Raw genomic sequence first — 13,542 nt, forward strand, 5'->3', positions numbered from 1 at the left:
ATGCAAGAAGTAACTGTAGAAGAATACCAGAAACGACTGAATTCCAAAATAAAAGAAATCGAGCATGAATTTGAAAGATACTTAACGACAGTTACCCTCTTCTACAGCATATGGAGCTTTTTTCGTAAGCAAGGAAAGTTCACAATAGAAATTGAGCCCACGTTAAAATTAGAAAATAATCACAGCGTTAGGCCCGATATTGTCTTTTACACTCCCCAAAAAGCCATACTCCTAATAATCGAGTACAAATATGGGATTAAAGGCCAAGATGAGCACCTTATCGATGATTTAAAAGACGTGGAAAAATATCTTAAACTCACACCAAACGTTATTTTGCTCTTCTCAAACATCCGATCCGAAGAAGACCGACGAAAATTGTGGAGGCTCATTTCAAAACTTGATGAGAGGTTAATCATTTGGAATGCATTACTAGACAATGAAAATCAGATCATAACCTTTGAGAAAATTAGAGGTGAACCTGATTGCGAAGAATTTATGAAACCCCTAAAAAAGAAAAAGTTCAAAATACCCCTCCTTGTCACGTCATCTCTAAGATACTCCTTTATTCGAGAAAAACCACCAGAAGCCTATGCAGCATACCGCCTATGGCCAATATTGCTAACTCTCGTAATGCACAAGGCCATCTATTACGAGAAAGAAGTCGAGCTCACATTCCACGAGGTGTACGAAGAACTGAACAAGTTCTTTCAACCCTGGATCTCTGAAAGCACCAACATACAACAACTCAAAGAATCAGTATTCCGCAAGGCTATTAAGCTCTTAGAATACGCTGACTTCATAGAAGTGAACTGGAAAGAAAAGCTCATAAAAGTCAAAACAAACAAGAGGGCCGCCCCCGACCTCAAAGAATTCTTTATCAAGAAAGCCGCAGAAAGAGAACTAAAAGAAAAACAAAAAATCAGAATCAAAAAGGAAGAAGAGAAGCCAAAAGCAGATTTGACCAAATGGGGAGTGCGCATAAGAAAGAGGCGATCAAAATGAGCAACTGCCAAGAGCCACTAGCCAAATTTCATGCTCAAGTCTACCGCAACGGCAGAATAGCCATACCTAAAAACGAGAGAGACTATTACGGCCTGGATCAACACGATATAGTCGAGCTAATCGTGAGAAAATACGAAGGCGACAAAATCACCGGCAGAGGATGGTTTTTAGCACAGCTGACAGTTAGAGGTGTTTTAACCGTCCCTCTCGGCCTACGGCGTGAGTTAAATATCTCAGACGGAGATTTCGTCGAAGTCCTCCTCATTGGCTTTATCAGGATTGAAGATGTAATAGGCGAATCAGGGCTTAAAATCATGAAAGCTCTACGCTCAAATGAATACAAACTCATCTCAGAGGAAGATGAGAAAAGACTTCTATCTATGCTCTCTAAAGGTATATATCATATATCTTATTTTGGCGAATAAATTGTCTGTCAGACAATTTATTTCTCCCTTGAGAATTCTCTATTCTTCTTATTCTCTTCTCTGCTGGCTTGTTTATTTATAAATGCCAATGCTGTTAGAAAATTCTGAACATTATTCGACTGTTGAGTAATGTCCACTATTTTCTAACATAATTGACCTTTATAAATAAAGCAGGCTTGTGGAAGCTAAAAACAGCTAAATAAGCAAGCTAAGAGGAAAAATAAATTGTTTGTTAAACAATTTATTCCTCAATATACTACATACTACTATGACTTATTCTGTTTCTGTTCTCTGAACTGTGTAGCGATGAACTTTTTAGTCCCCGAAAAGTTTATTAAATAATAACAACAATTACGTTATGACGAAATTATCGTTAGGTGATGAAGATGGCTCGCCCGAAGAAGTATGAGCATGGCCCGACCATACTCTCAATCTCCGCTGCTCCCGAGGTGGCGGAGGAGTTTGAACGCAGGAGGGAAGCCCGGGGCATGACCCGGGGTGAATACCTCGCTTGGCTTCTGGAGAAGACCCGTGAGCTTGAGTCTGCACTGACCTAATTCCAAGGTGAACCATCATGGCAAGGAAGCCAGAGTACAGAAATCCCCGCACATTTGCAATAACTCTCGAAGCAGAAATCAAAGACGAAATTGACCAGTTCAGGGGCAGGCTGAGTTATGGCAAGGTGTTCACGATTCTCTGGCAGGCTCATAAGGGCGAAGTTGTTGATGCTTTGGAACTTGAGAATCTCCGCAGGGAAAACGCCGAGCTGAAGGCCCGTGTGGAGGAACTAACTCGTCTTGTTCAGAAGCTTCAGGGAGAGCTTGAAAAAGCAGGAGCAATTTCATCGCGTGAGCGCAGGGCCACCAGCTTGAAGACTGAAATCCACGAGGTCATCGAGCGCTACGGCAGGAACGGTAGCATCAAGATGCTCGAGCTCCTCAAGAGGCTCGGCTATTCTTCGGACTTCAAGAGGCACGCGCGGGAGCTGCTCGAGGAGTGGTTCATCGACGAGGGCAAGGTGCTCGTCTCGGAAGAGCTTGGCCTAGTGGTCGAGAAGGACCCACGGTATGGCGAACCCGCTTGGGTGGTGAAGCTTGCCGACTCCTTTCGTTTCTCGGGAGAAGTGATGGAGGTGATTTCCGATGTCTGAGGTTCGGGTCCCGGTTAGAGTGCTGAAGCCCCTAGCAAACTTCAACGAGGGCGATATCGTCCTCCTCCCGCAGGAGGAGGTGAAGGTCCTCTGGAACTACGGCCTCGTGGAAGTGGTTGACGAGATGGACAAGGTGATCGGGGAAGTGGACAGGGCGATAACAGAGGAGAGGGAGTCTGAACCATTAACAAAGCTCCCGGAGGGCCTCTACGGGCGGGCCGAGTTCTGGACTTGGTACGCGGAGAATTTCGTTAGGCGCGGGCTTGGGGACGTGTCAGTGTTGAACGTGAAGCTGGCGAAGCTCGCCACGTTGAAGCGGAAGGTCCGGGACCTTAGGGCTATCAGGCTGAGGAAGATTATGACGGCGGCTATGCTGAGACCGCATTCTGAGGGTCTTCTCTCGCGCCTTTCTCCTGAGGAGGCCGAGGTTTACGAGTACCTCTCAAGCGTCTCCGAGAGGTGGTTGGGATGAACGGGGTGAAGCTGCCGGAGAATGCGCGCATCACCAAACCCTCTGAAGTGCCCGGTGCCGTAGTGCTGAGCCTGACTACACCAGCCTCGTGGGAGGATTTTCAGGGCTTCCTGAAGGCGGTTGAGGCTTTGCAGGGTGATGGTTTCGTTGTTCGCTCGGTCGAGTCGAGCTACAAGCTCTTCCGCGTCTGGCTGAGGAGGGATGAGGAATGAGTGAATCTGTTGAGTTCTGGAGTTGGGTTGCTCAGGAGAAGGCGAAGCTGGACAGGGTGCTCGAGCAGACCGAGGAAGTGCCGGACCTCATCACGTGGCTGGAGCGGGAAATCAACGAGGCTAGGGAGGCCGCGTTTGCCGCGATGGCTCGCAGGGAGAACGGGGCCGAGTACTGGACTGGCTATGCTGATGCCCTGCAGGACCTCCTCAACGCGATAAGGAGAAGGGAGGTGAGGGCATGAACCGGGAGCTTTGGGTCCCGCTCGGTGCTGTGGGCTTCAAGAGGAGGACAGGGACGGAGTTCGTTGTCATCAGGAAGCTGAAGCGCGGCGGCTACTCGTACAGGTACGTGGAGCGGCTCTTCAGCGGGTACGTGCACTCCACAAAAACCCACCGCGTCCAGGACTGGCGAGAGCTCCTTGAGGAAGTTGATGCTCCGCTCGACTTTATCCTCGTGGCCCTCGAGAGGGCCGAGGAGAAGGACCTCTGGCGGGAGGAGCTGGAGCTGACGAGGGAGTTTCTTGGTAGAAAGAAGGCCGAAGAAAAGCGCGAGCTTCCCGAGCTCAGGCAGGCGACTCTTGTGGGGGTGGTTTCGTGAGCTTCCAGACGGCCCTTGAACTGTACTCGGAGAACGAGCGGAGGGAGCGGCGGAAGATCCTGGCCGCGGCTAAGGGCCTCAAAAAGCACGTTGAGGCTTACAGGAGAACTTATCGCAGGGACATCATGCGCGAGGTTATTGCCGTCCTCCTCGGGGGTGGAGAGTGATGGCTAGGGCACTTTATCGCCTGCACCCCCAACAGACTTCTCTAAGAGATGCAGTGATTGCGGCTGAATTGGCGGATCTTCGTGGACAAGTGGTTCTCGACCCATTCGCTGGCACGGGCACGCTCGTCTACGCGGCAGTCCGAGCCGGAGCGCGTTTTGCAATTGGTTCTGACATCGAGGACTGGAGCGAGTACCTTCGTCCACAGCTCAAGGAAGTCACGGACTACGCTCTGTACTGGCGCGTTGACGCGAAGGAGGCAGTAGAACGCTTCGAACATAATGTCCTCTTCACAGACCCCCCGAATCCTATGAGAGTCGTGGGCAGTGCTCCAATCTCCCTTGTTCGAGATTTCCACATTTCTGGTTCAGAGCTTGGGAGGATGTTTGAGAACAGGTTCAGTGAGCGCAATCTCATGGGCAAGAAGTGGGTCACAGTCACGTATGTGGTAAGGCTCATTCGCTATGAACTCAAGCAGGGGCACAGGGTGATAGTGCACGCGTTCAAGGATTCAGGAAGAGATTTTGATTGGCGCGTGATTTTGAGCAGGCATTTTGGAATTAGAACAATTTTCAAGGATTATGTGGAGGTGAGGGCTGATGGTGGCCGCTAGAGCGGCGATGGTTTATACTAATGTTCGGGCCGGGCCGAATTATTACGACCCGGCTTTTGATTACATGGAGCGGCTCGTCAGGGATGGGAGGAACAGGATGAAGTTCAGCAGGCTGATTGAGTTCCTCTTCCACAACCAGTACAGGATGACGGACGTTGATTCGATCCTCTACCTGCCGGTTTATGATAAGTTCGGGCGTTATAGGGGGGAGGATTTCAGGGCGGCTTTCGAGTTGAAGTACAAGAGCGAGAGGACGTTCAATGGGTACGAGTTGGAGCTGAATGGGCACCAGTTCTTGAGGATCCAGCGTTTGGCGCGATTGCTCAGTATTCCGGTGTATTATTTCGTGAACGTGGAGAATAAGAAGTTCATCATGTTTGACGTGCTTCACGTTAGGCCGAGGTTTGAGAAGCGGTACGAGGGGAAGAAGCGGGATTATTACGCTGTCCTGGACGTGGATGAGTTGATCGTCTCGAATGGGCTGGACGAGCTCAGGACGGACTTGGAACTCCTTTTGAAAGGGGGGCGCGGGTGATGGTGGTGAGCGAGGTATTCACAAAAACTGTGAACAGGATTTCAGTTTCACCGAGTGCAGCCCATTTCCTAGCTCACGCTTTCCGTGAATATGGGGGGTTATTTACGGGTGGGCAAGCCTTCACAGAGAACTCTTTCAGGAGCACTACTGCACTCACAAAAACTGTGAGCGGGGTGAGTTCATGAAGCCCAAAATAGCTCTCCCGCGGAACGAGTTCGAGCTCAAGAGCCTCTACAACTTCCTTGAGTTGATCTTCGATGACGACGAGCATCGCGTAGGCATCGCTGAGGCCCTCCTCGAGCGGCTGAGGCAGAAGAGGGAGACCTACACCGAGGATTGGCTTGAGGTTATCCTCGAATACCTCGGCGAGCAGGACCTGCTTGAGCAGTATCACGAGCTCCTGAACAAGTTCGACAACGGAGAAATCAGCAAGACGAGGATAAACAAGCTCATCGAGAGGGAGCTTCGTGAAAGGGGTTATCCTGCTGCAAAGCTGAGGAAGGACTGGAGCATAGTCAAGAAGACTCTCATAAAACTCGGAATTGTATCTAGGACTTCGAACAGGCTCAACCTATCGTGGGAATTCGTTGAGAAGCTGAACACACTAACAAAATTCTACAACCTGTGGAGGGCCGGCGAGATCTGAGGTGATTCTCATGACCGTAATGGCTATATCTGGTCCGCAGGTATGGTTTCAGTGTAGCCACATATGGCCACGTGTGGCCACACAAAATTGGGCGGAGGAGAGCATTGAAATGGCCAGAAAGAAGCCAAGGAGGACACGTATTCCAATTCACATCACGCTTAGTCCGCAGGTCATCGAAATGCTCGACAAAGCCACGTATAACAGGAGCCGTTTCATCGAGGATGCCGTTTTAATGAGGCTTTCATACGAGAGAAGGCCATTTGTGGGAGAAGGAAGGTTGTGGAGCCGGGACCGGGATTTGAACCCGGGACCTGCGGATTACGAGTCCGCCGCCCTGCCGAGCTAGGCTACCCCGGCACGCCGTTGGGAAGAAGGGGGGAGGGGTTTATAAGTTTTTCCCGCTCAGGGCTTGGGGAGCGTTACCGCCAGAAAGAGAATGAACCCTCCCGCGAGGAAGCCCAAAACCGTAGCCTTCTGGATGCTCGATATGTGAACGTCTCTCAAAGCAGCGGGCACGGAGATCCTCCGCCCGTCCGTCATCTTGCTTATCAGAGCCGCGAGGAGTATTCCAGCAAGGGCGTCGTAGATCCAGTGGTGGCCGAGGAAGATTGTAGCAAAGGGGACAAGGGAGTTGAGGCCTATAACGAACTTCCCCCATGTTTCCCGCCGGTATTTCCACAGGACCAGAATGTTGAGGGCGGCTACCGTGTTGTGGAGGGAGGGGAGGACAAACTCCTGCTGGGTCAAGTAAGTTCTGTCCGGGTAGAATCCGGGGAGGTTGTAAACGTAGTGGTGTGCGTAGACGTGGAAGATTGAGTACATGATACCCGAGAAGGTGTAAGCCAGGAGGTAGCCGAGGGCCAGTTCATCAGATTTTTCCAGGTCCCTCCAGTAAATGAGGACAAAAAAGACGGTCAGTGCAATCGAACCGGAGAACCCAACGTAGTAGACAGCCTTCATCAGGAGGTGGAATGGAGGTATCGCCCGTGAAAAGTTGAGCAGGGATATGACAAAGTCGTACGATGTGAATGGAAGCCTGAGGAAAACGCTCAAGATATTCCTGCTGTGGTATTTTATGAAGTGGTCATAGAGGACGGTGAAGCCGATCCATCCAAAGTAGAGGAGCAGGAAAGTGTTGAGCCTGACGAGGACATCATGGTCGTTCAGTGACCTGATTATACGATCCAAAGGCCGATGTCCCATGGCTTCCCCTCCTAGTTCGACAATAACACCACCCCCAGTAGACCATATGTCTATTTAAACTTTTTGACTTTACAAAGTTGTATGCCACCCCGTGATTAAGTTTTTAGGGCTCACTCCAATCTATCAGGGGTGATGGTATGAGAATCTCGATCCCAAACCTTGGGGAGATCCACTTCGAGGCTGTTCTCTTCGACCTCAACGGGACCCTCGGCGAGAGAGGAAGAATAGGCGAGGAGGTGAAGCACCTGCTCGAGAGGCTCGCGGATAAGTACACCGTCGTGGTTCTCAGCGCAGATACCTTCGGGACGCTTGAGGAGGAGCTCAATGGCCTCCCGGTCAGGATTGAGCGGGTCTCAAGCGGCGTCGAGAAGGCTGAGATAGCGAAAGGCTACGCCCCATACGCTGCCATCGGGAACGGCAACAACGACGTGGCGATGCTCGAAGGGGCCGAGTTAGCTTTCTGCGTGATCGGGCCCGAGGGTGCTACCGTTGATGCGCTCCTCGCGAGCGATGTAGTTGTGAAGGACGTCAAGGACGCGATGGCGATGCTTCTCGATGAGAGAAAGCTTATCGCGACGCTGAGAAGGTGAGGGACGAGTGGGGTATCGGACACTCAGGCACGTTGGAAGCGCCAGGCTCGTGGTCAAGAAGTCCGTTTTCATAGGCTACGCGTCCCCGGCCAACACGGAGGAGGAAGCGAGGGCCTTCATAGAGAAGATAAAGTCCCACCACAGCGACGCGACTCACAACGTCTTCGCTTACCTAATCAACGATGGAAGGAACTTTGCGATTAGGTATGACGACGATGGAGAACCAAAGGGCTCCGCGGGAAAGCCCGTCCTCAAGGTCATCCAGAACAAGGGGCTGAGCAATGTCGTCGTTGTGGTCACGCGCTACTTCGGCGGTATAAAGCTCGGCTACGGCGGCCTGGTTAAGGCCTACAGCGACGCGGCAAGCCTGGCCATTGAAAATGCGGGGATTGTTGAAGTCTACGAGACGGAGCGGTTTGAGGTTACCTTCCCTTACAATCTATTCCACACGGTTAAGGAGACCGTTGAGAACGCCGGTGGAAGGGTGGTTGGAGAGGAATACGACCAGCTTGTGAAGTTCACGGTCGAGACGAGGAAGGGCGAAGCGGAGCCGCTGATGGAGCTTCTGACTGAGAAGACGCGGGGGAGAGTGAGGCTGAGACCGCTGTTTATGCGTGAGGTCTGATTTTTACACCCCATGTAAATTACACGGGGTGTAAAGAGCAAGGGGTGTAAAAATCCTGCCATCACTCGCTTTTTTCTTCCCCTAAAATTCTCTCCCAGGCCCTTATCGCTGCCCACTTATCCAGGAACTCGTTGAAGGTGCCGCACTTCGGCGAGAGGACGCAGACGGGACAGCCGTCTTTGCAGGAGCAACCCCTGAGGTGCTCAAGGCTCCTCTCCATGAGCTTCTCGATGTTCTCGTAGATGATTTCCGCCAAACCTGCTCCTCCTTCGTTGCCGTCGTAGATGAAGATCACCGGCCGTCCGGTGTATGGCTCCCCCGAAAAGCTGGCGTAGCTGTAGCCGCCGAGCTCCCTTGAATCAACGTAGGTGAAGATCGGTGCTATCTTGATGAGGTTGTGCTCTATCGCGTGGAGCGCGCTTCCGATTCCGTCCTTGCTGTCAACCATCTTCTTGATCGCGAAGGCCAGCTCCTCGTCCTTTATCCCGGCCCTCTGGAGGGCGTCGCCTATCGTTTTTCTGATAACGAAGCTCGTGCTCCCGAGGTAGAGGGGGAAGAGCTTTCTCCTGTCAATGGTTTCGTAGAGGTGGAAAGCTAGGTCTTCATAGCCCTTCTCCGCGGCCTTCCCAAAGAACTCTCTGAACTCCTCGGAGGGAACCTCTCTGATCGAGTCGGGGAAGACGAGCCAAATTCCCTCGGTCTCGAACTCCCTCACATGGGGCTCCTCGAACTCGACCTTCGCGAACTTCTCCCAGTTGAGTATCGAGAAGTCCTCTTCCTCGACCCTCTCCCCGGTGGCTGGCGAGAAGACTTCGCCCTTTAGAATTCCCTCCTCCCTGAGCCTCATCAGCTCGGCCACGTAGTTGCCGATGTCGAGACCCTTGACGGCGTAGCCCGTATAAACATGCCTAACGCGGAGCCTCCCGAGGCCTATCTCGACGCCTTTGTAGGTCTTCGTGTCTGAGACCTCGAGTATCTCGACCTCCTCCCTCTTGGAGACGAAGGTCTCGACGTCCCAGAGGCGGTTGAGCTGCCTTGCGAAGACGAAGTGGAAGTTGCCGAGGCTCAGGCGGTCCTTAGCCATATAGAGCTCTCCCCTGGAAAAGTAGGCCATTCCCGGCAAGAGCGAGCGGTGGTACTCGTCGGTATCAACCTCCTCTATGACGTAGCCCTTGAGCTTGAGCCAGTTGATGAAGTTGAGGAGCTCGCGCGTCGAGGACTTTTCCATCAACCTGCTCCTTATCCACGGCTCGCCCTTCACGAGGAAGAAGCTCTCGTCGCTGGCTGTCCTCAGCGAGGAGTAGCTGAAAGCAGGCCTTCTAATGCGGAGTTCAAGCTTCCCGGTGATGGGGTTCTTCTTAAGGTCGGCCTTGCGCTCGATGACGAGCCTCTCGGCGATTTTCCTCTCGAACTCATCCAGCTCGTCCCAGTCAAGGATTCCAAGTTCGGTGAGCAGGTAGTGAAGGTGCTTCTCGGCTATGCGCTCGTTGTCGGTCTTCACCGGCATGTACTCGATTGTTCCTTTCTCGAGCCTCTCCACAAGCTCGTCAAAGTGCTCGCGGTAGTAGTAGTCGAGGCCGTTCTTCCTCAGGACGATGCCGTTGAGGGCCTCGCGCTCGGCCTGCCGTCCGGCCCTGCCGAAGCGCTGGATGAGGGAGAAGAGACCATCCGGGGGAATGCCGTAGTTTACCACCGCGTCGAGGTCGCCTATGTCTATGCCGAGCTCGAGGGCGTTGGTGGTGAGGAGAACCAAAAGCTTCCCTTCCTTGAAGTCCCGCTCTATCTCCCAGCGGACGTTCTTTGGGAGCGTGCCTTTGTAGGTGCTCGTTCTGTGAAAGAGAGGCGAGTTGAGCAGGAAGCGGAGGAGTTTCTCCGTGCCCCTCCGGGAATCGAAGAAGACGAGGGTCTTGATGCCCCTCTCGGCGAGCCTCTCCACAGCCGCCTTCAGGAGCTGCCTCTCCTCGAGGTTCCTCGGCTCGAAGAGTACCAGATACCTCCGCGGGAATGGGTTAGTAGCCCTCGTTACGGCCTCAAACTCACTTCGGAAGAGCTTTTGGGCGAACTCCTCCGGGTTCCTCAGCGTCGCCGAGAGCGCTATTATTTGAGGCTTCACTCCAAGGCGCTTAAGCCTAAAGAGCAAGCGTTTGAAGAGCCACGCCGCGTTGCTCCCGAAGACGCCGCGGTAGACGTGGAGTTCGTCAACAACCAGATAACGCAGGTTCCTCAGGAGCCACTCGTAGTCCCTCCATCTCCTCAGGACGTTATAGTGGAGCATATCCGGGGTCGTAAAGATGACCCTCGGCTTCTCGCGGATTAGCTCCCTCCTCTCGCTCCAGGGGACGTCGCCGGTGAGGATCCTCGCGTGTATGCCCTTCCCGGTTATGCGGTAGAAGGCGAGGTTCTGGAGGGAGAACTTCTCGTACTGGTTGTTTATTAAAGCTCTAGTGGGGTAGACCAGGAGATAGGTCTTCCGCGGGTCCGAGAGGTAGGCGTCGAAGATGGCCAGCCTAAAAATCTCGCTCTTCCCACTCGCTGTGGGAGTTGTCACCACGATGTTTTTGCCCGAGTAGAGCTTTTCGAGGACTTCAACTTGATGCCTGTAGAGGGTGAAGCCGAGTTCCTCCAGAAGGGCGTTTACCTCAGGGTTGTTGAAGGAGAATTCGCCGAACTCGCCCTCGCTCGGCGGGAAGACGTGGACTTTAGCTATCTCCGACTTGAGGGGCTTGAGGACTTCAAAGAGGGACATGGAGAAAAGTGGGAGGAAAGGCCTAAAAAGATAACTCAGTCGGTAGAGCCCGAGCCACTCTGAGTCGGTCCTGGACTTTCTAGGCTCTCTATCCTCCCATATGCCAGGGAAAGGCCGTTTTCAATTATTTCCTCGGCCTCAATAACTTTCCCCTCTGATATGAGCTCCCTAGCCTTTTTTACCCTCTCATCGAGCTCGGTCTTAAGCTCACCACCTGGGAGCGTGCCCGAGATGTTCTCCAGCCTCTCAGCTGAAAGTGAGGTCACCTCCCTCAGGTTCACGTCCATCGGGGTGCAGTTGCATGGCGGCGAACCGTTGAAGAGGGTTGGATCGACGTAGACGCTCCGCCCGTAGCTCCCGCCGCCGGCTGATGCACTCTTCACCTTGGCTTTCGAGAGGCCGGTTTTCTCGTGGATAGCGTTGACCAGGTCATGGTGGGGATTAACGAGCATTACAACCGCCCCGGGATCGTCCTGAGTGATGTGGATTATGAGCCCCTCGTTCCAGCCTCTCACGATGTAGGCCCTTTCCCACTCCTTCACGTTCTCAGCCAGCCACCTGGTTACCAGGTCTGAGGTCTCAAAGCGGTCTTTCCCAACGAGTTCCTTCACTTTTACCCCTTTCTCAGCCAGTCTTGAAGAGTACTCGGCCGGTACGAGGGCCTTCTCTCCAACGAGGATAACCTCACCTGGGGAGAGCGAGAGAACCCTCGATAGGCTACCCCCACTGAACTCCCCCATCGGGAAGGTAACGAGCTCAGCCCCCAAGGCCTCGCTTATCGCCATTCCCCCCGCGAGGGAAGCGGGATCATTGCTGGCTAGAACGACGACCTTGGATTTTCCGTTGTTCTTCTCAAAGACCAGAAAGCCATAATAGGCCACGACAACAACCAGTGCTAAAGCAAGGAACTTCCTTAACAGACCCATGTTACTACCTCCTAAATAACCAAGTTCCGGCGGCTTTCCTTATTAGGCTTTCCAGTGAAGGAAAGTTCCCTCAAAAACAGGAAAAGAAAAACCAGCGAGGCCTCTGGGCTTCCATCTCAAGCTTCATCCTCTCGTTGAGAGCTTTATCAGCTGGAGGAGCGTTTCTCCATTCTCCTTCGTGTAAGTAAGCTCCATCTCGCCGACAGGAAGCCTAAGACAGGCGTGATCATCAAAGAACGTCAGCTCAATTTCTCCAAGGCCAATCCTCCCAAGAATTCCGGCCTCACTCTCAACAAGGGCTTCATACCTCTTAAAATCTTCACAACCATTTTCTCACCCCCGTGCCGGCCTTAGATGGTTCAAAAAAATATTCGAGTAATGCCCTTGTGTGTCTCTACCTCAAAAACATGGTAATCCAGATCTCGCGCGTACGCCACAACCACCGAGCAGAAGAGCGGCATCTCAGGGACCCCTAGAGGTTTGCAGTTTTACGGAAAAACGTCAGAAAAGGAAAACAAGATCAGAGATCCCTCAGCTTCCTGGCCTTGCCGGCCTTTACATCGATGTAGCCCCGCCTCTCCAAGAAGCGGATGAGAGCATCGAAGGCGTCGCTGGAGGAGTGCACGACGAGAGTGCCCTTCTCAGTTGGGATCTGGAGCGGCATGGCCCTCAGGAAAGCCTTTTTGAGTTCGCTGATCTCAACCCTGCCGTCGCCCATGCCCTTGAGGATCTCCCCGGCCATGATGGCTCTGCCCACCAGGGCAAAGTAGGCCTTCAGGACGTAGTCCTCCGGGAAGTACCTGCTCGCTATCCTGCCGAAGGCGTTTATCTTCCCTATATCGAGCTCCAGTATCTCGAACTCCCACTCCTGGACGAGATCCGTGAAAACAAACTGCTTCGCGACCTTCTCAATCCCCTCTGGGTTGGTGACGAGGTCAAAGGGGAACTTGAACTGGAACCTCAGCGATGCAACGTCAATGCCGTCCCTCAGCTTTAGACTGCCATCGGAGGCGTTGTAATCGACGGCGCCGGCGTTGTAGAGCTGGTCGAGTATATCGGCGACCCAGGGCCCCTCGGCCAGAAGCCGCTCGGCCTCGGCCCCTGCCTTCAGGTGATCGAGGACGTGCATCAGGCTCTCCTTGAAGGACGTGAAGCCCTCCATTATCGCCTCCTTCTCGGCGCTCTCCAAAGCGTCGATTTTAGCCCTTATCTCATCGAGCGTGCCCTCTATGACGTAGCCGACGAAGGTCTCGTAGGAAGATCTCTCTGTCAACTCGAACCTTATACCTTCCTTCCTCAGTTCGGCCGTGAGTGCCTCCCTGACAGTGGGGCTCTTTGTGACGACCCTCATAATACCACCGTGCGGTAAAGGCTAAAAAGCCTTATAGACTTTTGGATGTGGGGGTGAGGTAATGAGCGGCGAGGGAAAGCAGTACCTCCTGGACAAGACGCTGGAGCGCTGGAAGGGGAAGAGGATAGCAATAGGCATAGGGAGCGAGACGAGCTTTTCAGGCACGCTGGTGGACTTCGATGAGGAGGTGGTTCTCCTCAAGGACGTTACGGACTACACGGGCAACAGGGCCCGGGAACTAATGGCCAAGATAGACGACATAAACTGGATAACCCTTCTCTGA

General features: G+C 53.0%; 19 protein-coding genes and 1 tRNA gene. 15 read left to right on the forward strand and 5 right to left on the reverse strand.

The genetic code is table 11. From position 1 onward, the window contains the following. From ACZ5AM_RS07975 to ACZ5AM_RS08030, 12 genes are all read left to right on the forward strand, one after another. Window positions 1-1,002, forward strand: coding sequence for a hypothetical protein (locus tag ACZ5AM_RS07975; RefSeq protein WP_464914477.1), 1,002 nt, complete (start codon window positions 1-3; stop codon window positions 1,000-1,002). After that, the gene (locus tag ACZ5AM_RS07980) at window positions 999-1,427 is read left to right on the forward strand and encodes an AbrB family transcriptional regulator (RefSeq protein ID WP_464914478.1); all 429 of its coding nucleotides are present in this window, start codon (window positions 999-1,001) and stop codon (window positions 1,425-1,427) included. The genes ACZ5AM_RS07975 and ACZ5AM_RS07980 overlap by 4 nt, the downstream gene beginning before the upstream one ends. 380 nt (window positions 1,428-1,807) lie before the next feature. Next, window positions 1,808-1,984, forward strand: a complete 177-nt coding sequence (locus tag ACZ5AM_RS07985) for a hypothetical protein (protein ID WP_464914479.1) — start codon at window positions 1,808-1,810, stop codon at window positions 1,982-1,984. A gap of 17 nt (window positions 1,985-2,001) precedes the next feature. Further along, the gene (locus ACZ5AM_RS07990; protein WP_464914480.1) at window positions 2,002-2,577 is read left to right on the forward strand and encodes a coiled-coil domain-containing protein; all 576 of its coding nucleotides are present in this window, start codon (window positions 2,002-2,004) and stop codon (window positions 2,575-2,577) included. Continuing rightward, window positions 2,570-3,049: a hypothetical protein gene (locus ACZ5AM_RS07995; RefSeq protein ID WP_464914481.1), complete on the forward strand. Its 480-nt coding sequence runs from the start codon at window positions 2,570-2,572 to the stop codon at window positions 3,047-3,049. The genes ACZ5AM_RS07990 and ACZ5AM_RS07995 overlap by 8 nt, the downstream gene beginning before the upstream one ends. Beyond that, window positions 3,046-3,261, forward strand: coding sequence for a hypothetical protein (locus ACZ5AM_RS08000; protein ID WP_464914482.1), 216 nt, complete (start codon window positions 3,046-3,048; stop codon window positions 3,259-3,261). The genes ACZ5AM_RS07995 and ACZ5AM_RS08000 overlap by 4 nt, the downstream gene beginning before the upstream one ends. After that, window positions 3,258-3,503 carry a hypothetical protein gene (locus tag ACZ5AM_RS08005; protein ID WP_464914483.1) on the forward strand — a complete coding sequence of 82 codons (246 nt, stop codon included), beginning with the start codon at window positions 3,258-3,260 and terminating at the stop codon, window positions 3,501-3,503. Before ACZ5AM_RS08000 ends, ACZ5AM_RS08005 begins: the two co-directional genes overlap by 4 nt. Further along, window positions 3,500-3,859, forward strand: coding sequence for a hypothetical protein (locus tag ACZ5AM_RS08010; protein WP_464914484.1), 360 nt, complete (start codon window positions 3,500-3,502; stop codon window positions 3,857-3,859). Before ACZ5AM_RS08005 ends, ACZ5AM_RS08010 begins: the two co-directional genes overlap by 4 nt. Then, a complete protein-coding gene (locus tag ACZ5AM_RS08015; RefSeq protein ID WP_464914485.1) occupies window positions 3,856-4,026 on the forward strand; it encodes a hypothetical protein in 171 nt (56 codons plus the stop codon). The genes ACZ5AM_RS08010 and ACZ5AM_RS08015 overlap by 4 nt, the downstream gene beginning before the upstream one ends. Beyond that, a complete protein-coding gene (locus ACZ5AM_RS08020) occupies window positions 4,026-4,637 on the forward strand; it encodes a TRM11 family methyltransferase (RefSeq protein ID WP_464914486.1) in 612 nt (203 codons plus the stop codon). Before ACZ5AM_RS08015 ends, ACZ5AM_RS08020 begins: the two co-directional genes overlap by 1 nt. Beyond that, window positions 4,624-5,172 (forward strand): hypothetical protein, encoded by a 549-nt coding sequence (locus ACZ5AM_RS08025; protein ID WP_464914487.1) that lies wholly within the window; start codon window positions 4,624-4,626, stop codon window positions 5,170-5,172. Before ACZ5AM_RS08020 ends, ACZ5AM_RS08025 begins: the two co-directional genes overlap by 14 nt. 181 nt (window positions 5,173-5,353) lie before the next feature. After that, window positions 5,354-5,818, forward strand: coding sequence for a hypothetical protein (locus ACZ5AM_RS08030; protein WP_464914488.1), 465 nt, complete (start codon window positions 5,354-5,356; stop codon window positions 5,816-5,818). Window positions 5,819-6,098: 280 nt separating this feature from the next. Here the strand turns inward: ACZ5AM_RS08030 and ACZ5AM_RS08035 are convergent. Both ACZ5AM_RS08035 and ACZ5AM_RS08040 read right to left on the reverse strand, forming a co-directional pair. Then, window positions 6,099-6,175 (reverse strand) — tRNA-Thr (locus ACZ5AM_RS08035). A gap of 45 nt (window positions 6,176-6,220) precedes the next feature. Next, the gene (locus ACZ5AM_RS08040) at window positions 6,221-7,021 is read right to left on the reverse strand and encodes a phosphatase PAP2 family protein (protein WP_464914489.1); all 801 of its coding nucleotides are present in this window, start codon (window positions 7,019-7,021) and stop codon (window positions 6,221-6,223) included. Window positions 7,022-7,158: 137 nt separating this feature from the next. On the opposite strand from ACZ5AM_RS08040, the gene ACZ5AM_RS08045 reads away from it, so the two are divergent. Both ACZ5AM_RS08045 and ACZ5AM_RS08050 read left to right on the forward strand, forming a co-directional pair. Next, entirely contained in the window at window positions 7,159-7,611 is a 453-nt protein-coding gene (locus tag ACZ5AM_RS08045) for an HAD family hydrolase (RefSeq protein ID WP_464914490.1), read from the forward strand. A 7-nt stretch (window positions 7,612-7,618) separates the two neighbouring features. Further along, on the forward strand, window positions 7,619-8,236 hold the full coding sequence (locus ACZ5AM_RS08050; RefSeq protein ID WP_464914491.1) for a YigZ family protein: 618 nt from the start codon (window positions 7,619-7,621) through the stop codon (window positions 8,234-8,236). A gap of 61 nt (window positions 8,237-8,297) precedes the next feature. Here the strand turns inward: ACZ5AM_RS08050 and ACZ5AM_RS08055 are convergent, their stop codons facing one another. The 3 genes from ACZ5AM_RS08055 to ACZ5AM_RS08065 all read right to left on the reverse strand — a co-directional run bounded on the left by ACZ5AM_RS08055 (window position 8,298) and on the right by ACZ5AM_RS08065 (window position 13,259). Beyond that, a complete protein-coding gene (locus ACZ5AM_RS08055) occupies window positions 8,298-10,982 on the reverse strand; it encodes a DEAD/DEAH box helicase (protein ID WP_464914492.1) in 2,685 nt (894 codons plus the stop codon). Between the two features lie 35 nt (window positions 10,983-11,017). Next, window positions 11,018-11,908, reverse strand: coding sequence for a hypothetical protein (locus ACZ5AM_RS08060; RefSeq protein ID WP_464914493.1), 891 nt, complete (start codon window positions 11,906-11,908; stop codon window positions 11,018-11,020). Between the two features lie 520 nt (window positions 11,909-12,428). Beyond that, on the reverse strand, window positions 12,429-13,259 hold the full coding sequence (locus tag ACZ5AM_RS08065; protein ID WP_464914494.1) for a hypothetical protein: 831 nt from the start codon (window positions 13,257-13,259) through the stop codon (window positions 12,429-12,431). A gap of 61 nt (window positions 13,260-13,320) precedes the next feature. Here ACZ5AM_RS08065 and ACZ5AM_RS08070 point away from each other — a divergent pair, with 61 nt between their 5' ends. Next, window positions 13,321-13,542 (forward strand): LSm family protein, encoded by a 222-nt coding sequence (locus ACZ5AM_RS08070; RefSeq protein ID WP_464914495.1) that lies wholly within the window; start codon window positions 13,321-13,323, stop codon window positions 13,540-13,542.

The organism is Thermococcus fumicolans (assembly GCF_055386755.1).

Bases quoted from the DNA above. Each gene is read 5' to 3' on its own strand.
- ACZ5AM_RS07975 (WP_464914477.1), top strand. From the start codon at position 1: ATGCAAGAAGTAACTGTAGAAGAATACCAGAAACGACTGAATTCCAAA.
- ACZ5AM_RS07980 (WP_464914478.1), top strand. From the start codon at position 999: ATGAGCAACTGCCAAGAGCCACTAGCCAAATTTCATGCTCAAGTCTAC.
- ACZ5AM_RS07985 (WP_464914479.1), top strand. From the start codon at position 1,808: ATGAAGATGGCTCGCCCGAAGAAGTATGAGCATGGCCCGACCATACTC.
- ACZ5AM_RS07990 (WP_464914480.1), top strand. From the start codon at position 2,002: ATGGCAAGGAAGCCAGAGTACAGAAATCCCCGCACATTTGCAATAACT.
- ACZ5AM_RS07995 (WP_464914481.1), top strand. From the start codon at position 2,570: ATGTCTGAGGTTCGGGTCCCGGTTAGAGTGCTGAAGCCCCTAGCAAAC.
- ACZ5AM_RS08000 (WP_464914482.1), top strand. From the start codon at position 3,046: ATGAACGGGGTGAAGCTGCCGGAGAATGCGCGCATCACCAAACCCTCT.
- ACZ5AM_RS08005 (WP_464914483.1), top strand. From the start codon at position 3,258: ATGAGTGAATCTGTTGAGTTCTGGAGTTGGGTTGCTCAGGAGAAGGCG.
- ACZ5AM_RS08010 (WP_464914484.1), top strand. From the start codon at position 3,500: ATGAACCGGGAGCTTTGGGTCCCGCTCGGTGCTGTGGGCTTCAAGAGG.
- ACZ5AM_RS08020 (WP_464914486.1), top strand. From the start codon at position 4,026: ATGGCTAGGGCACTTTATCGCCTGCACCCCCAACAGACTTCTCTAAGA.
- ACZ5AM_RS08025 (WP_464914487.1), top strand. From the start codon at position 4,624: ATGGTGGCCGCTAGAGCGGCGATGGTTTATACTAATGTTCGGGCCGGG.
- ACZ5AM_RS08030 (WP_464914488.1), top strand. From the start codon at position 5,354: ATGAAGCCCAAAATAGCTCTCCCGCGGAACGAGTTCGAGCTCAAGAGC.
- ACZ5AM_RS08040 (WP_464914489.1), bottom strand. From the start codon at position 7,021: ATGGGACATCGGCCTTTGGATCGTATAATCAGGTCACTGAACGACCAT.
- ACZ5AM_RS08045 (WP_464914490.1), top strand. From the start codon at position 7,159: ATGAGAATCTCGATCCCAAACCTTGGGGAGATCCACTTCGAGGCTGTT.
- ACZ5AM_RS08055 (WP_464914492.1), bottom strand. From the start codon at position 10,982: ATGTCCCTCTTTGAAGTCCTCAAGCCCCTCAAGTCGGAGATAGCTAAA.
- ACZ5AM_RS08060 (WP_464914493.1), bottom strand. From the start codon at position 11,908: ATGGGTCTGTTAAGGAAGTTCCTTGCTTTAGCACTGGTTGTTGTCGTG.
- ACZ5AM_RS08065 (WP_464914494.1), bottom strand. From the start codon at position 13,259: ATGAGGGTCGTCACAAAGAGCCCCACTGTCAGGGAGGCACTCACGGCC.
- ACZ5AM_RS08070 (WP_464914495.1), top strand. From the start codon at position 13,321: ATGAGCGGCGAGGGAAAGCAGTACCTCCTGGACAAGACGCTGGAGCGC.